This is a genomic window from Rothia sp. HMSC078H08 (assembly GCF_001808955.1).
Classification (GTDB): Bacteria; Actinomycetota; Actinomycetes; order Actinomycetales; family Micrococcaceae; genus Rothia.
On the sequence record NZ_KV795235.1, the window covers coordinates 76,326 to 99,193 of the forward strand.

A 22,868-nucleotide genomic window follows, 5' to 3' on the forward strand; every position below is an offset into this window, starting at 1 on the left:
CGGGATATATTCCTGTATTCGTATATTTGAACGCTTGGTGTGCGCCACATTTGGCGTTCAAAAATCACGCTAAGAGAATATAAAAGCTACATAATCTGCTAGGGAGTTATCGTTACCCGCTCCAAACACGATAGACTGGAAGATGTGTTTACTGCGCCCTAAAACTCTTTGAGAGGGATGGGCGCCCCATAGACTTACAGGAGGACATGTGCTGAGCGCATTCGGGCGAGTCGTCAAGACCGCCGATTTGCGGCGTAAGCTGCTGTTTACCCTGGCAATGATTGTGCTGTACCGCGTGGGCACTTTCATCCCCGCGCCAGGCGTTTCCTACGGAAATGTACAGCAGTGTCTGAACGCCAATGTTACAAGCGGTGGCGTCTACGATATCGTCAACCTCTTCAGTGGTGGCGCACTGCTGCAGCTTTCGATCTTTGCCCTCGGCGTGATGCCGTACATTACCGCGTCCATTATCATCCAGCTGCTACGCGTGGTCATCCCGCGATTCCAGGAGCTGCACGATGAGGGCGCGCAGGGTCAGGCAAAGCTCACCCAGTACACCCGCTACCTGACCATCGCTCTTGCTCTGCTGAATGCAACCACCATCGTCTCGATGGCACGCTCTGGCGTTCTGCTGGGTAACTGCCCGGGCATCATCCCCCAGGACGACGTACTGCACATCCTGCTGATTATCGTCACCCTGTGTGCAGGTACCACCGTCATCATGTGGATGGGTGAGCAGATTACCGAGCGTGGCGTCGGCAACGGTATGTCCCTGCTGATCTTCACCTCCATCGCTTCCTCCTTCCCGAGCGCTCTGGGCTCCATCCAGCGCACCCACGGTTGGGGTATCTTCGCGGCTGTCTGCGGTATTGGCCTGCTGGTCATGCTTGCCGTGGTCTACGTGGAACAGTCCGTTCGCCGTATCCCCGTGCAGTATGCAAAGCGCATGATTGGTCGACGCACCATTGGCGGCACCAGCACCTACATCCCGCTGAAGGTCAACATGGCCGGCGTGATCCCGCTGATCTTCGCGTCCTCCCTGCTGACCCTGCCCGGCCTGATTGCCCAGTTCAACACCCCCACCGACGGCTCCACCCCGCCGGACTGGGTCAACTGGATTAACGCATACCTGGTGCGCGGCGATCACCCGCTGTACATTGCTCTCTACTTCTTCATGATTATTGGCTTCGCGTACTTCTACGTGGCGGTCACCTTCGACCCGGTAGAAGTAGCGGACAATATGAAGAAGTACGGTGGCTTCATTCCCGGCATCCGTGCGGGTAAGCCCACCGCGCGTTACCTCAGCTACGTACTCAACCGAATTACGTTGCCTGGCGCACTTTACCTGGGTGTAATTTCCATGATTCCCCTGGTAGCGCTTATCCTATTCAACGCAAACCAGAATTTCCCGTTCGGCGGCGCCTCGCTGCTGATCGTGGTGGGTGTTGGTCTTGATACTCTCAAGCAGATCAACGCTCAGCTCCAACAACGAAACTACGAAGGACTGCTCCGATGAACCGTCTGCTCATCGTCGGCCCTCCCGGTGCAGGTAAGGGCACCCAGGCCGTCAAGATCGCTGAAGCGCTGAAGATTCCCGCGATTTCCACCGGTGATATCTTCCGTAAGAACATCAAGGAAGAGACCGAGCTGGGCAAGGAAGCGAAGTCGTACATCGACTCCGGCAACCTGGTTCCCGACTCTGTCACCAACAACATGGTGCGCGCACGTCTGGAGGAAAGCGACGTCGTCAACGGCTTCCTGCTCGACGGCTACCCCCGCAACACCTCCCAGGTGCACGAGCTAGACTCCATCCTCGAAGCCAAGGGTGAGAAGATCGATCGAGTTCTCCTGCTGGTTGCAGACAACGACGAACTCGTTGAGCGTCTGCTCAACCGCGCAGCAGAGCAGGGTCGTACCGATGACAACGAAGAGGTCATTCGTCACCGCCTGAAGGTCTACGAAGAAGAGACCGCACCGCTGATCGCAATCTACCGCGAACGCGGCATCGTCAAGGAAGTTAACGGCCTCGGCGAGATTGCTGAAGTCACCGAGCGCATCCTCGACGCTCTGAAGTAATCTTCTGCTGTACCCCCGCAATTTGAGGTGCATGATGCATCACAAAGACTTGCGGGGGTACAGTGCTGTCTGTAGAGTTCTAAGCTTGGGCGCACCGCCCCTATACCTAAGGAGCCAGAATGGCACGAGTCGAAATTAAAACCAATGCACAGCTTCAGCAGATGGCTCGTGCAGGAGTCATCACCAGCCGCGCGCTCGATGCGGCAGTGGCGGCAGCTCGCCCCGGCGCAACCACCGCAGAGGTGAACGCCGCTTTTGAACGCACCATGCTGGAACTGGGTGGCACCTCCAACTTCTACGGCTACTACGACTACCCGGCAACCGTATGCACCTCCGTCAACCATGAGGTCGTTCACGGCATCCCCGGCGACTACGTGCTCAAGGACGGCGACATCCTTTCTATCGACGGTGGCGCATACGTTATCGACCCCGCAACCAACCGCCAGTGGCACGGCGACTCGGCACGTACTGTGCTGGTCGGTGACAATGTGAGCGAAGCACGCGCAGAGCTCTCCGCCATCACTCGCGAGGCAATGTGGCACGGCATCGCCGCTCTGGCAACCGCAAAGAAGGTCGGCGAAATCGGCCTTGCCATCGAAGCATATGTGACCGAAGAATACGGCGATAAGTACGGCATTATTGAAGACTACGTGGGCCACGGCATCGGTTCCCAGATGCATATGGCACCGGACGTACTGAACTACGCAGTGCGTGACATGGGGCCGAAGATCAAGCCCGGCATGGCTTTCGCTATTGAGCCGATGCTTGTGACTGGTTCCATCGAGACCAAGGTGCTCTCCGACGACTGGACCGTTGTAACCGTTGACGGCTCCGATGCCTGCCAGTGGGAGCACTCCGTTGCTGTGCATAGCGAAGGTATCTGGGTCCTGACTGCAGAAGACGGTGGTGCAAGCGAACTTGCTCGCTTTGGCGTAACCCCGGTTCCGATCCCCGCCTAAGTCCCACCACTAGGGGAGGGGTATCCACCTTTAGCTGCCCCACCTCCACCCGAAGAAACCGGCGAATCCGGTCCGGTGCGTGATAGCGCATCCGAAAGCATCCACATCACAAGGAAGAAGCTCCATGAGCGAAACTCTCAATAGCGGCGAGGCAACCGCACCCGCTGCGACCAAGGTGCCGGTTGAAATCTCGAACGTTCGCCCCGCACCCGGCCAGATTGCCCTGAAAGCACCGCGCCGTGCGAAGCCGCCCAAGCATATCGCTGACTTCGACATGGCTGGCCGCCGTGAATTTCTGAAGGAACTTGGCTACCAGTCGTTCCGTGCATCCCAGCTGTCCAAGCACTATTTTGAGCGTCTGGTCACTGACCCCGCTGAGATGACTGACCTGCCGGCTAAGGACCGCGAGCAGATGGTTGCACAGGCGATGCCTCAGCTTCTGACCCCGGTCCGTACCCTCGAGGCTGACGGTGGCGACACCCTGAAGGTTGTGCACCGCCTCTTTGATGGTGCGCTCATTGAGTCTGTCATCATGCGTTATGACAACCGCGTGACCATGTGCATCTCTTCGCAGGCTGGCTGCGGTATGAACTGCCCCTTCTGTGCGACCGGTCAGCAGGGTTTGACTCGCAACCTGTCCACCGCGGAAATTGTGGAGCAGGTCGTTGCCGGTGCCCGCTACCTGAAGCAGATGAAGGGCCTGGAAGAAGCAGAAGGCGGTTCTGAGGATACTCGTCCGCTGCGTGTTTCCAATATTGTCTTCATGGGTATGGGCGAGGCGCTTGCTAACTACAAGGCAACCATGGGTGCTGTGCACCGCCTGATTGACCCTTCGCCCGAGGGCCTCGGTATTTCTGCTCGCGGTCTGACCATGTCGACCGTGGGCCTGGTGCCGGGTATTCGTAAGTTTGAGCTGGAGAAGCTGCCCATTACTTTGGCGCTGTCTCTGCACGCTCCGGATGATGAGCTACGTGATGAGCTCATCCCGATTAACCAGCGTTGGAAGGTCGACGAGACTCTGGACGCTGCATACGACTACTACCGTACGACCGGCCGCCGCGTTTCCATTGAGTATGCACTGATTCGAGATATTAACGATCAGGGCTGGCGTGCGGATCTGCTCGGTAAGAAGCTGGCTCAGCGCGGCCGTGGCTGGGTGCACGTGAACCCGATTCCGCTGAACCCGACCCCGGGTTCGAAGTGGACGGCATCCCGTAAGGGCGTTGAGCAGAACTTTGTGGAGCGTCTGCGTGCACATGGTATTCCGACGACTATTCGTGATACTCGAGGCTCAGATATTGATGGTGCATGCGGTCAGCTTGCCGCTAAGGAAGACTAAGTAGCTGAGCTTTGACCGATAAGCGGTGCCCCTTTCCTGCGGATGGAAATCCTCAAGGCTTTCTGGAGCGTGGGGGGAGGGGCTTCTTCCTTTTAAACCTTAAGTGCCTGATGTCATAAAAATCACGGTTGTTTTTCCAGGGTCTTTGCCGTAGAGTTAACAGTTGGTTGTTTGTGCCAGTGTTAAGTGCGCCTTAAAACGCCCCAGCACCTCACCGCGGTGAGCTCACAAACAGAAGATACATTTGCCCGCCGCACCTGCGACGGGCACCGACGTTAGCGGAGGATATGGCTAAGAAAGACGGCGTCATCGAGATTGAAGGCTCTGTGGTTGAAGCTCTGCCCAACGCGATGTTCCGTGTTGAGCTGGATAACGGCCACAAGGTTCTCGCACACATCTCGGGCAAGATGCGTCAGCACTACATTCGCATCCTGCCTGAGGACCGAGTAGTAGTGGAACTGAGCCCCTACGACCTTTCCCGAGGTCGTATCGTCTACCGTTACAAGTAAACCCGAGATAAACGTCGCCTCTGGCGGCGTTTAAATCGTGTTCAAAGGGATAACGCAGTTCCCCAACGTAAGTGAGGGAACCTCTTATCTCGCCAGTAATCAAGTTGCAATCAAAAGGAATGCGATGAAGGTCAAGCCGAGCGTTAAGCCGATCTGCGATAAGTGCAAGGTGATCCGCCGTCACGGTGTGGTCATGGTGATCTGCGAAAACCCGCGCCACAAGCAGCGCCAGGGCTAATCCCTAGCAGCTGACTTCATAGCCGCCCTATAAGAGGGTGGAATTGTCATAGGCACCGCTCCGAAGCAACGCCCCAAGAGGCGCCTTCGGATACCTCCGGACTCAGAGGCCGGGGACCGAGCCAGAATAACTCGGGCAGTGATGCTATAGACCTCTGGAAAACAACAAGGAGAAGCCAGTATGGCACGTCTCGCTGGAGTTGATATTCCCCGCGAAAAGCGCGTGGAAGTTGCTCTCACTTACATCTACGGCGTGGGCAAGACCCGTGCACACGAAACCCTCGCTGCTACCGGCGTCAACCCTGACACCCGCGTCAAGGACCTGACCGACCAGGAGCTCGTGGCACTTCGTGACTTCATCGAAGGCAACTACAAGGTTGAAGGTGATCTTCGCCGCGAGGTTGCAGCTGACATCCGCCGTAAGGTTGAAATCGGTTCCTACCAGGGCCTGCGCCACCGCCGCGGCCTGCCGGTTCACGGTCAGCGCACCAAGACTAACGCACGTACCCGCAAGGGTCCGAAGCGTACCGTCGCAGGTAAGAAGAAGTAAGCAACGTTGCTCTGTTGGATATCTCTATCCGACCAACGTATTAGAAAACCTTTGTAGGAGAATCAAAAATGCCTCCCAAGACTCGCGCTGCGGCAGCTCGTAAGACCAACCGCCGCAAGGTTAGCAAGAACATCGTTGCTGGTCAGGCTCACATCAAGTCGACCTTCAACAACACCATCGTCTCCATCACCGATCCCACCGGTGCAGTGATCTCCTGGTCCTCCGCTGGCGACATGGGCTTCAAGGGCTCCCGTAAGTCCACCCCCTACGCCGCACAGCTGGCTGCTGAGGCTGCTGCAAACCGCGCCAAGGAGCACGGCGTCCGCAAGGTTGACGTGTTCGTCAAGGGCCCCGGTTCCGGTCGCGAAACCGCAATCCGCTCCCTGCAGGCTGCAGGCCTCGAGGTCGGTTCGATTCAGGACGTTACCCCCGTTGCACACAACGGTTGCCGTCCCCCGAAGCGCCGCCGCGTCTAATTAGGTCCCTGACCTAATCCCTCGACGGGTACGCTCCACGGAGCTGTACCCGGAGAGTACAGACACCCGTCTGCTTCCTAAGATATGTTTTCCCCAACCTGTGGGCTCATATAGCGGAGCTCACCGAAAGGAAACAAAGTGCTTATTGCACAGCGCCCCACTCTGACTGAAGAGGTCGTAGCGCCCAACCGCTCGCGCTTCACCATCGAGCCTCTGGAGCCCGGTTTCGGCTACACCATGGGTAACTCCCTCCGCCGTACTCTGCTGTCCTCCATCCCCGGCGCCGCTGTTACCAGCGTCCGCATTGATGGTGTACTGCACGAGTTCAGCACCGTTCCCGGCGTGACCGAGGACGTCACTGAGATCATCTTGAACATCAAGAAGCTCTCCATCTCTTCTGAGAACGACGAGCCCGTCGTGGCCTACCTGCGCAAGCAGGGCGAAGGTGAACTGACCGCAGGCGACATCGAGGTTCCCGCTGGCGTGGAGATCCACAACCCGGAACTGCACCTAGCAACCCTGAACGCCTCGGCAAACTTCAACGCTGAGCTGGTTATCGAGCGCGGTCGCGGCTACGTGACTGCAGCTCAGAACAAGGTCGGCGATGGCGAGATTGGCCGTATCCCGGTTGACTCCATCTACTCCCCGGTTCTGAAGGTTACCTTCAGCGTGAACGCGACCCGTGTTGAGCAGCGCACCGACTTCGACAGCCTGACCCTGGACGTCGAAACCAAGGAAGCCATCGCACCGCGTGACGCCGTTGCTTCTGCAGGCAGCACCCTGGTCGAGCTCTTCGGCCTGGCACGTGAGCTGAACATTGCAGCTGAGGGTATCGAAGTTGGCCCGTCGCCCGCCGACGAGTCCATGGCCGCTGATCTGGCACTGCCGATCGAGGACCTGAACATGTCCGTCCGCTCCTACAACTGCCTCAAGCGCGAGGGCATCCACACCGTGGGTGAGCTCGTGACCCGCAGTGAAGCTGACCTGATGGACATCCGTAACTTCGGTGCTAAGTCCATTGACGAGGTCAAGGCAAAGCTCATTGAGCTCGGCCTGGCTCTGAAGGACTCCCCTCCCGGTTTCGAGCCTGCTGCACGCCCGCTTGATGACGAAGACGGTTCCGGCGAATAATTTCGACCGAATAGTTCACCCGGTTCCACCGGGATCAGTCAAACTTGATTCCCTAAGAGGCTCCGCTGCTGGGGCGTTAGGGAACGCAACTATGGAGATTTAACTATGCCTACTCCCACTAAGGGTCCCCGCCTCGGCGGTTCCCCGACCCACGAGCGCCACATGCTCAACAACCTGTCGGCGCAGCTGTTCCAGCACAAGCGCATCACCACCACCCTGACCAAGGCAAAGCGCCTGCGTCCGGTGGCAGAGCGCTTCATCACCTTCGGTAAGAAGGGCGACCTGGCTGCTCGCCGTCGCGTGCTGCGTTCCATCACCGACAAGTCCGTTGTGCACGAGCTCTTCACCGTTATTGCTCCGGCAATGGCAGAGCGCCCCGGTGGTTACACCCGCATCATCAAGATCGGTAACCGCAAGGGTGACAACGCTCCCATGGCAGTCATCGAGCTCGTCATGGAGCCCGTTGCAACCCAGGGTGCAGTTGCTGAGGCAACCAAGGTTGCTGAGAAGGCAGCTGAGGCTCCCAAGGCTGAAGCAGCTGAGGGCCTGCCCGCAGGTTCCCACGCACCCCTGGAGTCCGGCGAGGCTCCCGAGGGCTTCGAGGTTAAGGGTAACGCCGATTCCATGAAGTACCACGTGCCCGGTTCCCGCTGGTACACCAGCACCAAGGCTGAAATCTGGTTCGACTCCGCTGAGTCGGCAGAGGCTGCAGGTTACGCCCCCGCAGGTGGCGCAGCAGCACAGAAGGTTTCCGAGTAATACGGATCCCAGCTGATTTAGGCTAAGCCTAAAATATGTCAATCCGCCGTCCACTATTGTGGGCGGCGGATTGGCGTATCTGCATACTTAAGAGGACACGGTTCTTTGCGCATTCGCTATCCAAGAGCCGGCCCGTAGTCTTCAATCGTCCTTTACCGCTGAAAGGCACACCAATGCATAACGCTACTTCTTTAGAGAATTACGAAGAGCAGCCCTTCACCGCTACGCACCGCGTGCGAATTGATTGTGCTTACGACGGTTCTCTTTTCAGCGGGTGGGCAGCCCAGCCGAACCTGGTCACCGTGCAGGGAGTTATCGAGAACGCCCTCGAGCTGATTCTGCGGGCGCCTCACCGTGTGGTGGTTGCGGGTCGAACGGATGCGGGAGTGCACGCAGAAGCCCAAACCTTGCACTGCGATCTGAGTGATGAGGACTGGACTCGCCTGCAGGGGCGAACGGGGGAAGATGACCCGACGGCTGCCCTGGGGCGCCGCCTCACCGGGGCTCTGCAACGCTGCCTTTACGATGCGGAAGAACAACTCAACCTTCCGAAGAACGTTCGCGGCATTTTGCAGGGCGCTATTCAGATTCACAGGGTTGCTGAGGTTCCCTTCGATTTTGATGCGCGCTTCTCGGCTACCGGTCGCCGCTACGTATATCGCATTGCAGATGGCGCGGCAGACGGTCTTAACCCTCTGCACCGTACCTACACCTGGGCGGTACCTGAGCACCTGGATTGTGCTGATCTTAACCAGTCGGCGCAGCAGCTACTCGGCCTGCGTGATTTCCTCTCCTTCTGCAAGCCGCGTGAAGGCGCGACCACGATTCGTGAGCTGCGAGAGCTTAGCTTCACTCGTACTGAAAGTGGCCTTATTGAGGTGCGTGTGGTGGCTGATGCCTTCTGCCATCACATGGTGCGTTCGCTTGTGGGCGCGTTGGTGCTCTACGGAACGGGCAAACGTGACGCAGCCTGGTTGCGTGAGCGGATCGAGAACCCGGGACGCGAGGCTTCGCTGACTCTGGCGCCTCCGCATGCTCTGGCACTAGCTGAGATTTATTACCCTGCTCCGGAGTTGTATGGAGAGCAGGCGGAACGTGCTCGAGCAAAGCGCGAGGACCATGAAGCACAGAGTGCTTAACGCCCTGTATATATTGAGCCCCGTCACGTTGCTCATGTGCCGTGAAGCGTCGCGGGGGAGCACAACTACCTCCGGTGAATTACACGGATGGAATTTAAAATGTGTTTAAGACAAAAAAGCCCTATTTTTAAGGCTTTGGCGGTGGATTAAGCACTCGACGTCCTGTATAGTCTTGATATGTTGTGCGTGTTCTACCCGAGCGCGCTCTAAATCGCTGTCTAGTTGCAGGACGTTAAGGCGGTCTAGAGTACGGGAAGAACGGGCGGCAGCTCGGTCCTCACCCGGGTGTTCGTCATGCACGTAAGTAAAAGGCGCGATACCCAACTAAGCGCCGTATGTACATTTCGAGACAAAGGCCAATATTTTGCGCACTTATACTCCCAAGCCCGGCGAAGTCGAGCGCCAGTGGCACGTCATTGACGCCACCGACGTTGTTCTCGGCCGCCTCGCAAGCCAGACCGCTATCCTGCTGCGCGGTAAGCACAAGCCGACTTTTGCTCCCCACGTTGACACCGGTGACTTCGTTATCATCGTGAACGCTGAGAAGGTCGCCCTGACCGGTGCAAAGCTCGAGCAGAAGCGTGCATACCGCCACTCGGGTTACCCCGGCGGTCTGAAGTCCGTGAACTACGCAGAGCTGCTTGAGACCAACCCCGTTCGCGCGGTTGAGAAGGCTGTCAAGGGCATGCTGCCCAAGAACAAGCTTGCTGCACAGCAGCTCAAGAAGCTGAAGGTCTACGCTGGCCCCGAGCACCCGCACGCGGCACAGCAGCCCAAGACCTACGAATTCAACCAGGTCGCCCAGTAATTCGGGCCTACGAGAAACAATAGGAGAAATCGTGGCTCAGAACGAAGAGCTGATCGTAGTCGAGGAAGAGCTGACCAGCTACACCTCGGAGTCCGCTGCCCCCGCAGCGGCTAAGGCAGCACGCCCGGCCCTGACTGTTGCAGGCGCAGCAGTTGGTCGCCGCAAGGAAGCAGTAGCACGCGTTCGCGTTGTGCCCGGTTCCGGCAACTGGACCATCAACGGCCGTAGCCTGGAAGACTACTTCCCCAACAAGCTGCACCAGCAGGACGTCAACCAGCCCTTCAAGCTCCTGGAGCTCGAGGGCGCATACGACGTCATCGCACGCATCAACGGTGGTGGCCCCTCCGGCCAGGCAGGTGCTCTGCGCCTGGGTATCGCTCGTGCACTGAACGAGATCGACCGCGAGAACAACCGCCCCGCACTGAAGAAGGCTGGCTACCTGACCCGTGACGCACGCGTCATCGAGCGTAAGAAGGCTGGTCTTAAGAAGGCACGCAAGGCTTCGCAGTTCTCCAAGCGTTAATCGCTGGTTTTTACGAAGCGTTACGCCCCGCTTCTCCTTCGGGAGAATCGGGGCGTTTTGCGTATCTATCCACCGTGAGCGTTACAAGGTTATAGGTGCATATAACTGTTACGTTTGTTCATCGAAGAGCACACCGGTAGAGTTAAAGAGTCAAAGCAGACAGGAAGAAAAGAGTACTCATGGCAGAGCAGAATCCCTCCACCCAGCCCGAAGAGAAGGCAGTGGAGGCTCCTCAGGCTGAAGCCCACCAGCACGCCGCTGAAGGCGCACACGCACACACCGGTTCTGAGAAGAAACAAGCCATCAAGGAAGCCCTGAAGCCCCAGGCGCGCCGTACCTCCGTTGTCGAGGACTACTCGGCAGAGCTGGACGAAATGGCTTCCCTCACCCGCGCCCTCGGCAAGGACAAGAAGGACGACGAAACCTCGCAGGCATGGAAGAAGGGTTACCCCTACGACACCAAGCTCAGCCGTAAGGCATACGAGAAGGAAAAGCGTGCCCTGCAGATTGAGCTGCTGAAGCTGCAGCTCTGGGCTAAGTCCACCGGTCAGAAGATCCTCATCATCTTCGAAGGCCGTGACGCAGCAGGTAAGGGTGGCTCCATCAAGCGCTTCACCGAGCACCTGAACCCCCGTGGCGCTCGCGTTGTGGCACTGGAGAAGCCGACCGACATCGAGCAGACCCAGTGGTACTTCCAGCGTTACATCAAGCACCTGCCCTCCGGCGGCGAAATCGTCCTGATGGACCGCTCCTGGTACAACCGTGCCGGCGTTGAGCGCGTTATGGGCTACTGCACCCAGGCACAGTACTTCGAGTTCATGCGCGAAGTTCCGGACCTGGAGCGCATGCTGGTGAACTCCGGTATCCATATCATCAAGTTCTGGTTCTCCGTCACCCGCGAAGAGCAGCTCGCACGCTTCACCTCCCGCCGTACCGACCCGGTCCGCCAGTGGAAGCTTTCCCCCACCGACCTGGCATCTCTGGACAAGTGGGACGACTACACCGCGGCAAAGGAAGCAATGTTCTTCTACACCCACACCGGTGACGCCCCCTGGACCGTTATCAAGTCCAACGACAAGAAGCGCGCACGTCTGGAAGCAATGCGTTACGTGCTCTCCCAGTTCGACTACCCCTCCAAGGACGAGGCAGTCGTGGGCGAGCTCGACTCGCTGATCGTTCGCTCCGCATCACACGTCTTCGAGGACGAGTCCGGTGACTCCCCCGACGGCTTCCCCGTCGTCAAGTAAGCGTGGATAAATAGGGGAGAATAAAAACTCAACCCTACGGCGATATAACCGCCAAATAGCTTGCATTATGAAGGTGCCTGTCTCTCTTTTCCCAACCCCGGGAACGGAGAGCAGGCACCTTTGCGCGTCTGCAGAAATATTAGCTATGAAGCAGATATGTAGCCGCTGAAAATCACTTTCTGATTATGAAGAATTTACGGTGTATGCGCCTAAGCAGAGTTACGCACAACGTAAAATAAAAGGGTGACTGAACGACTTTTTGGAACCGACGGCGTACGCGGTCTGGCAAACGATGTAATTACTCCCGCCCTGGCTATGGAGCTCGCGCAGGCGGCTTCTATTGTTCTGGGCTTTGACACGGTAGAAGAGGGCGTACGCCCCCGTGCCGTGATTGCAAATGACTCCCGATCCTCTGCAGACTTTATTGTCTCTGCGATGAAGGCTGGCTTCGCTAGCGCAGGTGTTGACGTGCTGGATGCCGGCATTGTCCCCACCCCCGCAGCAGCTTACCTGGTGGCACACACCGGTGCTGACTTCGGCGTGATGATTTCTGCATCGCACAACCCTGCAGCGGACAACGGTATTAAGTTCCTGGCTCGTGGCGGCCAGAAGCTGGAAGACTCCGTTGAGGACGCTATTGAGCGCGTTTACCGCGAGAAGTCCTTCCGCTACCCGACCGGTGGTGCTGTGGGTACCGTCAAGCCCCTGGAGAACGGTACCGAGGCTTACGTGAAGCACCTGGTCTCCACCCTGCCCGATGGCAAGCCCCTCGCAGGCATGAAGATTGTTCTGGACTGTGCAAACGGTGCAGCCTACGCGGCGTCCCCGGCAACCTTCGAGGCACTGGGTGCAGAGGTCATCGCACTGGCTGTAGAGCCCAACGGCACCAACATCAACGACGGTGTGGGCTCCACCCACCCCGAGAAGCTGCAGGCAGCTGTCGTTGAGCACGGCGCGGACCTCGGTATCGCCCACGACGGTGACTCCGACCGTTGCCAGGCAGTTGACGAAAAGGGCAACCTGGTAGATGGCGACCAGATCATGGCTATCCTGGCTGTTGCCGCTAAGCGCGAAGGTAAGCTCGCAAAGGACACCCTCGTCGCAACCGTAATGAGCAGCCTGGGCCTGGAACTGTACCTGCGCGAGCACGGTATTACCCTGGGCCGTACCGCTGTGGGTGACCGCTACGTCCTCGAGTCTATGCGCGAGCACGGCTACAACCTTGGCGGCGAGCAGTCCGGCCACGTCATCATGAGCGACTACGCAACCACCGGTGACGGCGTTCTGACCGGCATCCAGCTGGCTGCAGAGGTGGCTCGTAGCGGTCAGACCCTCTCGGAGCTGGCATCGCGTATGCAACCCACCCCGCAGCGTCTAATCAACGTCAAGGGCGTTGACCGTGCGGCGGTCAAGACCAACGAGGCGCTCGCTACCGCTGTGAGCGAGGCTGAAGGCGTACTGGGCGAGAGCGGCCGCGTGCTGCTGCGTGCATCCGGCACCGAGCCTCTGGTCCGCGTGATGGTTGAAGCTGCAACCCAGGAGCAGGCTGATGAGGTTGCTCAGCAGCTGGCTGGCGTTGTGGCTAAGGAACTGGCACTCTAAACGTATCCTTCCGGTGCGAAGACCGCAATGGAGGATAGAGAAGGGCTGGGAAGGTGTTACCTTCCCAGCCCTTCTTCGTTATCTTGGGCGGGGGAGGGGGGGGACGAGGATACGGAAAACCCCCGTATCCACAGGGGATACGGGGGTCTAAAAAATTAGTGGTAGAGAGCAGAGAAATTACTTCTTTGCCAGAGCGTCGCGGATCTCCTTCAGGAGGTCAAGCTCGGTCTCTTCCTTTTCAACAGCCTCGTCTTCAGCCTTCTTCTTAGCCAGCGCGAGTTCAGTCAGCTTCTGAGTGGGCACAACAACTGCGAAGTAGACAGCAACTGCAATCAGGATGAAGTTGACAATAGCGGTTAGGAACACGCCAACCTTGATCTGGCCGAAGACCAGGAAGTTGTCGAAGTTGGGGGAGCCAACCAGCATGGAGATAGCCGGCATCAGGACGGCCTGGACAAGCGAGGTCACCACAGCGGTGAAGGCGGTACCCATAATCAGACCAACTGCGAGGTCGATGACGTTACCGCGGATTACAAAATCTTTAAAACCCTTAAGCATGAGATATAGAATAGCGCCTTTTCACCTCAGAAAATGCCATATTCTGAGAAAATTTTCATTGTAAAGCATGTGTTTTTCTTCACAGTGGTCCTATGGCGCCCGATACTTAAAGTCTAGCTCACATGAACCTGAGCAAAAATCTCTAAAACCTGCGAAAAACCGCGGATTTACGGGGTGTGTATGCGAAAAAATATGCATCTACTGTGCCTATTTATCTCCGGTACGGAAGCTTGAAAGACGATACACATCACCACTTGGCGCACCGACCAAAGCCGAAAGATTAGCCTCGACCCTAGCTCGCACTTGCATAATCGGGTGCCGCACCCGTACCGATAAACTCCTCAAAAGTCTTCGCGCCCGAAGACACATACTCCTGGGCAATCTGCACACCCACATAGCGGTAATGCCACGGCTCAAAACGATAACCGGTCACCGATTGACGACCATCAGGGAAGCGCAAAATATATCCGTAACGCGGAGCGTTCTTCGCCAACCACTGACCAGCCAGCGTATCGCGGTAACACTCCTCCAGACGGCAACCCTCAGGAGAAGCAAAATCAATCGCCAAGCCCGTCTGATGCTCCGAATAGCCGGGACGAGCCGATAACTGGTCCGCCACCTGTTGACCGTTCACCGAAACCCAATACTGATAGGTCTGCTGCTGCACCGCATACGAACGATACGCGCTAGAAACAAGCAGAGTCACGCCATCAGTAGCAGCCGCATCAATCATCGTATCCGCTGCCTTAGCCGCCTCAGCGCGCAATTGATGACCATAGAACTCCACCAGGTCGCTCGGCTCCCAGTCCTGTTGCTCAAAGGGGCGCATCTTATTTACGAGGCAACGCAAAGAATCCGGCTGAGACTCAACACTCGGCTGAGCAAGCGCCAACGGGGAAGAAGACACGCTCGCAGAAGCCGAAGCACTTGCAGAAGCACTGGTAGCAGAAGCAACAGGGGAGGGCGCGGCAGAAGATGCCGACGCAGCGGAAGAGGCGCTAGAAGAAGCCGCCGAAGCCGCCGCAGACTCAGAAGCACTCGCAGCAGAAGATGAAGAAGACGCACCCTGACCCTGCGAACCGCAAGCTGCCAATAGCGCCGTGCCACCAACTCCCAAAGCGGCACCCAAAAGAGTACGGCGATTCACCGCAGAACTATCAAAAGACTCCTGAGCGGTAGACGTACGGTGCAGGGACTTCACAATAACTCCTCATCATGGCGTAGGTGCATACAAAAGCACCGGAAGCCTAAACCCACCCCGTGAGGGAGTGGAGCCTCCGGCGCCTTCTACTAGAATGCACCACAAACGCGCTACACGGGCAACTAAAAGCCACACACGAACAATAAAAACCTAAAGAACCTCTAGTTCTTACGCAGAAGAACCTGCTCCACGGTATGCTCGGCGCCCTTCTGCAGAATCAAATGCGCACGAGCACGAGTAGGCAAAACATTCTGCAACAGATTCGGCTCATTCACGCTCTTCCAAATGCCGGTCGCAACCTCAACCGCCTGCTCATCGCTCAGCTCCGCATAACGCTTGAAATACGACTCCGGGTTCGCAAAAGCCGAAGAACGCAGAGTCAAGAAACGATTCACATACCAGCGCTCAATATCCTCAGTGCGGGCATCCACATAAATAGAGAAATCAAAGAAATCGCTCAGCGTCAGATCAGAAGTCTCCGGGCCCTCAGCCTGAGAAGGTGCCAAAACATTCAACCCCTCAAGAATCAGAACATCCGGTGCCGTGACCTCAATATGCTCATCCGGCATGATGTCGTAATAAAGATGTGAATACTTCGGCGCCACCACACGCTCGGCACCGGACTTCACCTGTGACACAAAATTCAACAGGGCACGGCGATCATAAGACTCCGGGAAACCCTTACGGTGCATAATGCCGCGACGCTGAAGCTCCGCATTCGGGTACAAGAAACCATCCGTCGTCACCAACTGAACCTTCGGAGTCGAAGGCCAACGGCTCAAAAGAGCCTGCAAAATACGTGCCGTCGTCGACTTACCCACAGCAACAGAACCCGCCACACCAATAATGAACGGGACGCGGCGCTGAGACACATGCAGAAAATCATTCGTCATATGGTTCAACGAAGAAGCAGCAGTCACATACAGGTTAAGAAGACGAGAAACCGGCAGATAAATACGCTGCACCTCCTCAAGGTCGACAGTTTCACCCAGGCCTCGAAGAGACTCAATTTCCTCAGCACTGAGGGGAACAGAAATCTCATCGGCTAGGTGCGACCAACGGGAACGGTCAAGATGCATGAAGCGGTCATCGCCAGAAAAATACGGTGCGGTGCTCATTTATCTAAGTGTACGAACTTTCAGCCCGTGGGGAAAATATCTACTCTCACGGTATGTCTGAAGAAATAAATGTATGGAAAGAAAAGGGTAAAACCTGAAAAAGCCAGGAAAGCCACAATAAACGTGACGTATAACGGTATTTCACCGTGCGCATATCTGGATACTTGTGGGATAAACTTATAGCATGTGTGGAATCGTAGGATATGTAGGTCTGGACACTGCTCCGGACGGTAACAAGTTTGACCACAACGCATACGATGTGGTCCTCGAAGGTCTGCGCCGCCAGGAATACCGCGGCTATGACTCTGCTGGCGTGGCACTCGTGTGCCCCGACGGCATCGTATTCCGTAAGAAGGCAGGCAAGCTCCTGAACCTTGAGAACGAGGTCAAGGAACACCCCCTGCCGGACTCCCAGATTGGTATCGGTCACACCCGTTGGGCAACCCACGGTGGACCCACCGACAACAACGCTCACCCCCACGTTGTCGACAACGGCCGCCTCGCCGTCGTACACAACGGTATTATCGAAAACTTTGCAGAACTGCGCGCCGAGCTGCTCGCCGAAGGTGTAGAATTCGCATCTCAGACCGACACCGAGGTAGCTGCAGCAACCATCGCAAGCATCTACAACAAGCTCGGTACCGGTGACCTCACCGAGGCAGTACGCGTCGCATCCAACCGCCTCGAAGGTGCATTCACCATCCTGGCTATCCACGCCGACCACCCGGACCGCGTTGTGGCAACCCGCCGCAACTCCCCGCTGGTTATCGGCCTGGGCGAGAACGAGAACTTCCTCGGCTCTGACGTCTCCGCGTTCATTGATTACACCAAGGAAGCCGTCGAGATGGGTCAGGACCAGATCGTGACCATCACCGGCACCGACTACTCCATCATCGACTTCGAAGGTAACCCCGCAGAGGGCAAGCCCTTCCACATCGAGTGGGACGCAGCAGCAGCCGAAAAGGGCGGCTACAACTCCTTCATGGAGAAGGAAATCCACGAGCAGCCCGCAGCTGTTGAGCAGACCCTCATGGGCCGCCTCGACGAGAACGGCAACCTGACCCTCGACGAGCTGAACATCGACGACTCGGTGCTACGCTCGATCGACAAGATTATCGTCGTCGCATGTGGTACCGCAGCATACGCAGGCCAGGTGGCACGCTACGCCATCGAGCACTGGTGCCGCATCCCCACCGAGGTTGAGCTCGCACACGAGTTCCGCTACCGCGACCCCATCGTGAACGAGAAGACCCTCATCGTGGCACTCTCGCAGTCCGGTGAAACCATGGACACCCTGATGGCAGTGCGCCACGCACGCGAACAGGGCGCAAAGGTTGTCTCCATCTGCAACACCCACGGCTCGACCCTGCCCCGTGAATCCGACGCTGCGCTGTACACCCACGCAGGCCCCGAAATCGCAGTGGCATCCACCAAGGCATTCCTGGCACAGATCACCGCAGCATACCTGCTTGGCCTGTACCTGGCACAGCTGCGCGGCAACAAGTACAAGGACGAAATTGCTTCGATCCTTGCCGAGCTGCAGAACATGCCCGCAAAGATCCAGAAGGTCCTCGACAACGACACCCAGGTCAAGGAACTGGGCGTCGAAATGAAGGATGCCTCCTCCGTGATCTTCCTTGGCCGCCACGTGGGCTTCCCCGTCGCAATGGAAGGCGCACTCAAGCTCAAGGAAATCACCTACATCCACGCTGAAGGCTTCGCAGCAGGCGAGCTCAAGCACGGCCCCATCGCACTGATCGATGAAGGCCAGCCGGTCATCGTAGTGGTTCCCTCCGCAAACGGTCGCGACTCCCTGCACGGCAAGGTCGTCTCCAACATCCAGGAAGTGCGCGCTCGCGGCGCCTTCACCATCGTCATCGCCGAGGAAGGCGACGAGGCCGTCAAGCCCTACGCAGACCGCCTCATCACCGTCCCGGCATGCCCCTCGCTGCTGCAGCCCCTGCTGGCAACTGTGCCCCTGCAGATCTTCGCATGCGCACTGGCAGAAGCTAAGGGCCTGGACGTTGACCAGCCGCGTAACCTCGCAAAGTCCGTGACCGTGGAGTAATTCTCTAGGGTAATCCTCTGGAGTAATCCTCGGAAATCGCCTCGGCGATAACGACAAGGGCGGTGGTTGAGTTCTTAGAGAACTCAACCACCGCCCTTGTCGTTTACTCAGGCGGTTATTCGTGGATGATCCAACAAAAATAGACGCTGTGAAACAGATATCAACTATGCGTCATATTTGCCGCTATCCCATCTAAAAGAAACGAATCTCGCTAGACTTAAAACAAGAGAAACCGCAAACAGGACGCGGCACCACCCCTAGCCCAGAAGGTGAAGCTCATGATCATGGGAATCGGCGTAGATACCGTCAACATCGAACGATTCGAACGAATCGTCACCGAAACACCAGCCTTCGTCCGCCGCGTCTTCACCCCCAACGAACGTACCCGGAATGTACGCTCCCAAGCCGTACGATTTGCCGCCAAAGAAGCCGTCGCAAAAGTACTCGGAGCACCCGCCGGACTCAACTGGCAAGACTGCGAAGTCGCCACCGCCGAAAGCGGCCAACCCTACCTCATCATTCAGGGCACCATCGCCCGCCGTGCTAAAGAACTCGGCATCAACCGCATCCACCTCTCGCTGACCCACGATGAACCCATCGCCATCGCCATCGCAACCGCCGAATACCTCAGCGATGCAGAACTGGCGCACCTGCAAAAGTTCAACCCCGAAAGCTACCGACTCAGCGTCATCGCCGGCGACGACACCGACGAAAACTAACGCCACCGACGATTAACGCAGAGCCACATCAACACCACACCCGGTGACCCCTAAGGCCCGCACGGTGCCACCCAAGGAGACAGCAATGAAGCTCATCTACACTGCTTCCCAGGTACGCGAAGCAGAAAAGCCCTACATCGAAGCCGCCGACTACGACGGCTACCTCATGCAACGCGCCGCAGACGCCGTCGCAGCCGAAGCACAGGACCTGCTCCGCGGCAAGGACAACGCCAAAATCCTGTTGCTCATCGGTCCGGGCAACAACGGCGCAGACACCATCTACGCCGGCGCCCGCCTTAGCGCCAAGGGTCACCGCGTTGATGCAGTCATCTTCGACTCCAGCGAAAAGAACCTCGAACTCATCGCCCGCGAAGGCGGCGAAGGCACCCGCGTGCTCGACCCCGAACACACCCACGAGCAGCTTGCCGGCTACGACCTGACCATCGACGGCATCCTGGGTACCGGCTCCAGCGGCGCCGTACGCGGTAGCGCCGGCGAATACCTGGGCGTACTCCGCGCCGCGCAGCTCGACGGTAAGCTCGGCGCAGTCCTCGCCGTCGACACCCCCTCCGGAGTCGACAACAACCGCGGAACCGTGCACGAACCCTCCCTGCGTGCCGACCGCACCGTCACCTTCATCGGTCACAAGCTGCCGGCAGGCACCAGCCACAGCGTCCACTCCGGAGACATCAAACTCTACGACCTGGGCGTGCCCGAAGCCCTCGACGCCCACAAGCCCGCCCTGCGTGTTCTCGACCGCGAAGACTACCGCGAACTCATCGAAATCCCCGACGAGCACTCCCACAAGTACACTCGCGGCGTACTCGGCATGCTCACTGGAAGCCTCGAATACCCCGGCGCAGCCCTCATGAGTGTGCGTGCTGCCCTCAACACCGGCGTTGGTATGGTTCGCTTCGGTGCCAACTCCCACGAGCTCCGCCAGCTCATGATCGCCCACAACCCCGAAACCGTCTACTTCAGCGGCGCACCCGCCCTGCAGAGGGTCACCGTCTGGGCCGGCGGCTCCGGCTCCAGCTACGACTCGCTGGACAAGAACCGCTACCTGCTCCACTCGCCCGAACCCGCAATCCTCGACGCTGGTGCCTGCGACCTGGCGGCAGAATACATGGCAACCGGTAAGCACCTCGGATCCCACAAGATTCTCACCCCGCACGCGGCAGAACTCGAACGATTCCTGCGGGTCGTACACGAGCTCGCCCCCGAAACCTGGAAGAAGCACCTGGGCGACACCATCGTTCCCAGTCGTAAGGACATCGACGCAGAGCCCTTCCGCTGGGTGCGTGCCGCCTCCGAACTCTCCGGCGCGACCGTCATGCTCAAGGGCGGTTACACGCTCATTGCGGCACCCAACGGCGCCACTTACAGCGTTGCCGGAGGAAGCCCCTGGCTCGCCACCGCAGGCAGCGGTGACACCCTCACCGGCATCTACGGCGCCCTGCTCGCCCAGACCGTAGCCGCCTTCGACGCTCGCGGAGAAGCCCTAGAAAACTGCACCTACGCCTCCATCGGTGCGCTCGCAGTCTACCTGCACGGTGAAGCCGCACGCGCCAGCGCCACCGGAAGCGTCAAGGATGCGCTGCTGGGCCCCGCCCCGGCAACCCGCGTCGCGGATATGCTCCCCGAAGTCATTGCGCGACTCATCGCCGAATAGGGCAGAGGCGCCCAGTACGCCGCCTCCAGCCTAACGCCCTCCAGAGATTCTAGAGCGTCTCTCAATGAACCAGGCAGAAGGCACAAAGGAAGGGGCGTGAATCCACCGGAAATGGATTCACGCCCCTTCTGTGCGTTTATATCAATGGATGATGCCAAGCTGCCTGTGCCGGAACAGCATCTTCAAAAACGGCATACATACCAGCGAGAGACCCCCAACTCTTCTTAGTACGCGCCTTCCTTAGCGAAAACCGCACGGACAGTACGCAGAAGAATAATGAGGTCACCGGTAAGCGACCAGTTCTCAACATAGTAGAGATCCAGACGAACCGACTCTTCCCAAGAAAGGTCACTACGGCCAGAAACCTGCCACAGACCGGTAATACCGGGCTTCACCAGCAGACGGCGGTACGCAATGTCCTCGTACTGCTCAACTTCCTCAACCAGCGGAGGACGCGGACCCACCAGCGACATATCGCCAATGAACACGTTCCACAGCTGAGGCAACTCATCAATCGAGTACTTACGGATGAACTTGCCGATGGGGGTAATACGCGGGTCGTCCTTCATCTTGAAGAGCACACCATTACCCTCGTTCTGCTCCAGGAGGCGCTTCTTAACCTCTTCGGCGTCAGTACGCATCGAACGGAACTTCACCATCTTGAACATTTCACCGTTCAGACCCACACGGTTCTGCAGGAAGAAGACCGGACCGCCATCACGCTTGACCAGCAGCGCCACCACCAGGAACAGCGGAGACAGCAGAATCAAACCCAGACCCGAAGACACAACATCCACAGCGCGCTTGAAGAACGCCGACAGACCGGTAATACGCGGCGTCGACACGTGCACCAGCGGTAGACCATTCAGCGGCTGCATGTGCATACGCGGACCAGCAATATCGGTCGTCGCAGGAGCCATAATCAGCGAAATATGCGCATCAGCAAGCTTCCAACCCAGCAGACGAACCTGATCCGGGCTCAAGTGGTGACCATTCGTAACCGCGACCATGTGAATATCGTTCTCGCGGATGGCCTCCATAATGTCAGCCGGAGAAGTGCTGTAACCAAGGACCGGAATCGGAGCGCCAGCAACAGTAGTACCCGGGGTGAAACCGGGCAGGTAGAACGCAGCGGGGGACAGGCCGGAAGCAACCACATCCTTCAGGTTCTTGTACAGGTGCTGACCAGTCGTCACATCAGAAATAATCATGACGCGAGTCAACGCACGACCGCGAGTACGCGAACGCACCAGACCCTGACGAATCAGCCAACGCTCAACGAGCAGAAGGAACAGACCCAGCGGGTAAGCAATCAGTAGGTACATGCGGGTGACGTCAACCTTAAGGAAGAACGCCACAATAATCAGCAGGCAGAAAAAGTAAGTAGTACCGCGAGTAATGAGGCGGTACTCCTCAGTGCCGAACCCCATGATGCGCAGGCTGCGGGAGCCGTTCACCTGGAGGATAAACCACCAGCCGACAACCATACCAACGCCCAGGAAGATGTAATCAATAGCGGGAATACGGCCATCCAGGGCGTTAATAGGCCAAACGTTCACATAGGGCAGGTCAGCATTCTCCCACCCGAAACGAATCAGATGCGCAGCGACAACCGCAATAGCAATGGCGAGAAAATCGCCAAAGTAAAGGGCACGCTGAACCTTGGGATGCCAGCTTCGCTTGACGACGAAGTCTGAACCCCACATTTTTTTAAGACGATCTTGTACTTTCAACGGTGTAATCTTCCCCGGAAATTTGTCCTGTGTCGTGGACTGAGAGCGGCGAATAGGCACATTTACCCCTAATTATCGGTGAATAGGGAATCGTGTCCTAGTCTTTGTCCTGATGAATGAGTGAACCCTTAATCTTACTGAGTGAAAATAATGGCAGAGACTACGGCAAAGGCGCTGGTAAGACGCCTAGTGGAGCGTTATATGAGCCCACAGAGCGCATAAACGTGTTCCGTAAACTATTCTACGGGGTCGGGGGTCTTCCGTCTCGAAGAATGAAGAGGCAAAGTCGCTCCGGTGTGATGAAATCAATCACAGAAAAAGAAGAGAATAAGAGCCTCCGGGAAGAATGCCTAGTGGAGCTAAGAAACTCCCAAAACTACCGGTATGTTTCACGCACCTGCAGAAAAACAATAACCGGCATATAAAAAGACAAACCCCGGAGGC

The 22,868-nt window shown here is 57.6% G+C and carries 22 protein-coding genes; 18 read left to right on the top strand and 4 right to left on the bottom strand.

The genetic code is table 11. The features are described from left to right. Positions 1-208 precede the first annotated feature (208 nt). The 15 genes from secY to glmM all read left to right on the top strand — a co-directional run bounded on the left by secY (position 209) and on the right by glmM (position 13,355). Positions 209-1,516, top strand: a complete 1,308-nt coding sequence (gene secY, locus HMPREF2528_RS00325; RefSeq protein WP_012903060.1) for a preprotein translocase subunit SecY — start codon at positions 209-211, stop codon at positions 1,514-1,516. After that, complete coding sequence (locus HMPREF2528_RS00330; protein WP_005505015.1) at positions 1,513-2,076, top strand: adenylate kinase; 564 nt, start codon at positions 1,513-1,515, stop codon at positions 2,074-2,076. Before secY ends, HMPREF2528_RS00330 begins: the two co-directional genes overlap by 4 nt. 119 nt (positions 2,077-2,195) lie before the next feature. Next, positions 2,196-3,035, top strand: a complete 840-nt coding sequence (gene map, locus HMPREF2528_RS00335; protein WP_070541449.1) for a type I methionyl aminopeptidase — start codon at positions 2,196-2,198, stop codon at positions 3,033-3,035. Positions 3,036-3,159: 124 nt separating this feature from the next. Then, complete coding sequence (gene rlmN, locus HMPREF2528_RS00340) at positions 3,160-4,374, top strand: dual-specificity RNA methyltransferase RlmN (protein WP_044150213.1); 1,215 nt, start codon at positions 3,160-3,162, stop codon at positions 4,372-4,374. Between the two features lie 287 nt (positions 4,375-4,661). Continuing rightward, positions 4,662-4,883 (top strand): translation initiation factor IF-1, encoded by a 222-nt coding sequence (infA, locus tag HMPREF2528_RS00345; protein WP_005505018.1) that lies wholly within the window; start codon positions 4,662-4,664, stop codon positions 4,881-4,883. Positions 4,884-5,007: 124 nt separating this feature from the next. Further along, on the top strand, positions 5,008-5,121 hold the full coding sequence (rpmJ, locus tag HMPREF2528_RS00350) for a 50S ribosomal protein L36 (protein WP_004005257.1): 114 nt from the start codon (positions 5,008-5,010) through the stop codon (positions 5,119-5,121). A 180-nt stretch (positions 5,122-5,301) separates the two neighbouring features. Next, positions 5,302-5,670: a 30S ribosomal protein S13 gene (rpsM, locus tag HMPREF2528_RS00355; RefSeq protein WP_005505026.1), complete on the top strand. Its 369-nt coding sequence runs from the start codon at positions 5,302-5,304 to the stop codon at positions 5,668-5,670. 68 nt (positions 5,671-5,738) lie between these two features. Then, positions 5,739-6,146, top strand: coding sequence for a 30S ribosomal protein S11 (gene rpsK, locus HMPREF2528_RS00360; RefSeq protein WP_005505028.1), 408 nt, complete (start codon positions 5,739-5,741; stop codon positions 6,144-6,146). 138 nt (positions 6,147-6,284) lie between these two features. Then, the gene (locus tag HMPREF2528_RS00365) at positions 6,285-7,277 is read left to right on the top strand and encodes a DNA-directed RNA polymerase subunit alpha (RefSeq protein ID WP_005505031.1); all 993 of its coding nucleotides are present in this window, start codon (positions 6,285-6,287) and stop codon (positions 7,275-7,277) included. 105 nt (positions 7,278-7,382) lie between these two features. Next, on the top strand, positions 7,383-8,036 hold the full coding sequence (gene rplQ / locus HMPREF2528_RS00370; RefSeq protein WP_012903064.1) for a 50S ribosomal protein L17: 654 nt from the start codon (positions 7,383-7,385) through the stop codon (positions 8,034-8,036). A 173-nt stretch (positions 8,037-8,209) separates the two neighbouring features. Further along, positions 8,210-9,175 (top strand): tRNA pseudouridine(38-40) synthase TruA, encoded by a 966-nt coding sequence (gene truA, locus HMPREF2528_RS00375; RefSeq protein ID WP_070541452.1) that lies wholly within the window; start codon positions 8,210-8,212, stop codon positions 9,173-9,175. A 364-nt stretch (positions 9,176-9,539) separates the two neighbouring features. After that, positions 9,540-9,983, top strand: a complete 444-nt coding sequence (rplM, locus tag HMPREF2528_RS00380) for a 50S ribosomal protein L13 (protein ID WP_005505035.1) — start codon at positions 9,540-9,542, stop codon at positions 9,981-9,983. A gap of 31 nt (positions 9,984-10,014) precedes the next feature. Continuing rightward, positions 10,015-10,506 carry a 30S ribosomal protein S9 gene (gene rpsI, locus HMPREF2528_RS00385; RefSeq protein ID WP_070541455.1) on the top strand — a complete coding sequence of 164 codons (492 nt, stop codon included), beginning with the start codon at positions 10,015-10,017 and terminating at the stop codon, positions 10,504-10,506. Positions 10,507-10,685: 179 nt separating this feature from the next. Then, positions 10,686-11,753 carry a polyphosphate kinase 2 gene (ppk2, locus tag HMPREF2528_RS00390; protein WP_070541458.1) on the top strand — a complete coding sequence of 356 codons (1,068 nt, stop codon included), beginning with the start codon at positions 10,686-10,688 and terminating at the stop codon, positions 11,751-11,753. A 243-nt stretch (positions 11,754-11,996) separates the two neighbouring features. Continuing rightward, the gene (gene glmM / locus HMPREF2528_RS00395) at positions 11,997-13,355 is read left to right on the top strand and encodes a phosphoglucosamine mutase (RefSeq protein ID WP_012903068.1); all 1,359 of its coding nucleotides are present in this window, start codon (positions 11,997-11,999) and stop codon (positions 13,353-13,355) included. A gap of 177 nt (positions 13,356-13,532) precedes the next feature. Here the strand turns inward: glmM and mscL are convergent, their stop codons facing one another. The 3 genes from mscL to coaA all read right to left on the bottom strand — a co-directional run bounded on the left by mscL (position 13,533) and on the right by coaA (position 16,232). Then, on the bottom strand, positions 13,533-13,913 hold the full coding sequence (mscL, locus tag HMPREF2528_RS00400) for a large conductance mechanosensitive channel protein MscL (RefSeq protein ID WP_012903069.1): 381 nt from the start codon (positions 13,911-13,913) through the stop codon (positions 13,533-13,535). A 292-nt stretch (positions 13,914-14,205) separates the two neighbouring features. After that, complete coding sequence (locus HMPREF2528_RS00405; RefSeq protein ID WP_070541461.1) at positions 14,206-15,114, bottom strand: M15 family metallopeptidase; 909 nt, start codon at positions 15,112-15,114, stop codon at positions 14,206-14,208. 161 nt (positions 15,115-15,275) lie between these two features. After that, positions 15,276-16,232: a type I pantothenate kinase gene (gene coaA, locus HMPREF2528_RS00410; protein WP_070541464.1), complete on the bottom strand. Its 957-nt coding sequence runs from the start codon at positions 16,230-16,232 to the stop codon at positions 15,276-15,278. A 184-nt stretch (positions 16,233-16,416) separates the two neighbouring features. On the opposite strand from coaA, the gene glmS reads away from it, so the two are divergent. The 3 genes from glmS (at position 16,417) to HMPREF2528_RS00425 (ending at position 20,691) form a co-directional block, all read left to right on the top strand. Next, complete coding sequence (glmS, locus tag HMPREF2528_RS00415) at positions 16,417-18,300, top strand: glutamine--fructose-6-phosphate transaminase (isomerizing) (protein WP_070541467.1); 1,884 nt, start codon at positions 16,417-16,419, stop codon at positions 18,298-18,300. Between the two features lie 278 nt (positions 18,301-18,578). Next, positions 18,579-19,019 carry a holo-ACP synthase gene (locus tag HMPREF2528_RS00420; RefSeq protein ID WP_044150219.1) on the top strand — a complete coding sequence of 147 codons (441 nt, stop codon included), beginning with the start codon at positions 18,579-18,581 and terminating at the stop codon, positions 19,017-19,019. An 85-nt stretch (positions 19,020-19,104) separates the two neighbouring features. Continuing rightward, positions 19,105-20,691 carry a bifunctional ADP-dependent NAD(P)H-hydrate dehydratase/NAD(P)H-hydrate epimerase gene (locus HMPREF2528_RS00425; RefSeq protein WP_070541470.1) on the top strand — a complete coding sequence of 529 codons (1,587 nt, stop codon included), beginning with the start codon at positions 19,105-19,107 and terminating at the stop codon, positions 20,689-20,691. Positions 20,692-20,915: 224 nt separating this feature from the next. Here the strand turns inward: HMPREF2528_RS00425 and HMPREF2528_RS00430 are convergent, their stop codons facing one another. After that, on the bottom strand, positions 20,916-22,397 hold the full coding sequence (locus HMPREF2528_RS00430) for a sugar transferase (protein ID WP_044150222.1): 1,482 nt from the start codon (positions 22,395-22,397) through the stop codon (positions 20,916-20,918). Positions 22,398-22,868 lie beyond the last annotated feature (471 nt).

Excerpts from the sequence above, each read along its gene's own strand:
- HMPREF2528_RS00330 (WP_005505015.1), top strand. The coding sequence starts at position 1,513 with ATGAACCGTCTGCTCATCGTCGGCCCTCCCGGTGCAGGTAAGGGCACC.
- map (WP_070541449.1), top strand. The coding sequence starts at position 2,196 with ATGGCACGAGTCGAAATTAAAACCAATGCACAGCTTCAGCAGATGGCT.
- rlmN (WP_044150213.1), top strand. The coding sequence starts at position 3,160 with ATGAGCGAAACTCTCAATAGCGGCGAGGCAACCGCACCCGCTGCGACC.
- infA (WP_005505018.1), top strand. The coding sequence starts at position 4,662 with ATGGCTAAGAAAGACGGCGTCATCGAGATTGAAGGCTCTGTGGTTGAA.
- rpmJ (WP_004005257.1), top strand. The coding sequence starts at position 5,008 with ATGAAGGTCAAGCCGAGCGTTAAGCCGATCTGCGATAAGTGCAAGGTG.
- rpsM (WP_005505026.1), top strand. The coding sequence starts at position 5,302 with ATGGCACGTCTCGCTGGAGTTGATATTCCCCGCGAAAAGCGCGTGGAA.
- rpsK (WP_005505028.1), top strand. The coding sequence starts at position 5,739 with ATGCCTCCCAAGACTCGCGCTGCGGCAGCTCGTAAGACCAACCGCCGC.
- rplQ (WP_012903064.1), top strand. The coding sequence starts at position 7,383 with ATGCCTACTCCCACTAAGGGTCCCCGCCTCGGCGGTTCCCCGACCCAC.
- truA (WP_070541452.1), top strand. The coding sequence starts at position 8,210 with ATGCATAACGCTACTTCTTTAGAGAATTACGAAGAGCAGCCCTTCACC.
- ppk2 (WP_070541458.1), top strand. The coding sequence starts at position 10,686 with ATGGCAGAGCAGAATCCCTCCACCCAGCCCGAAGAGAAGGCAGTGGAG.
- mscL (WP_012903069.1), bottom strand. The coding sequence starts at position 13,913 with ATGCTTAAGGGTTTTAAAGATTTTGTAATCCGCGGTAACGTCATCGAC.
- coaA (WP_070541464.1), bottom strand. The coding sequence starts at position 16,232 with ATGAGCACCGCACCGTATTTTTCTGGCGATGACCGCTTCATGCATCTT.
- glmS (WP_070541467.1), top strand. The coding sequence starts at position 16,417 with ATGTGTGGAATCGTAGGATATGTAGGTCTGGACACTGCTCCGGACGGT.
- HMPREF2528_RS00420 (WP_044150219.1), top strand. The coding sequence starts at position 18,579 with ATGATCATGGGAATCGGCGTAGATACCGTCAACATCGAACGATTCGAA.
- HMPREF2528_RS00425 (WP_070541470.1), top strand. The coding sequence starts at position 19,105 with ATGAAGCTCATCTACACTGCTTCCCAGGTACGCGAAGCAGAAAAGCCC.
- HMPREF2528_RS00430 (WP_044150222.1), bottom strand. The coding sequence starts at position 22,397 with ATGTGGGGTTCAGACTTCGTCGTCAAGCGAAGCTGGCATCCCAAGGTT.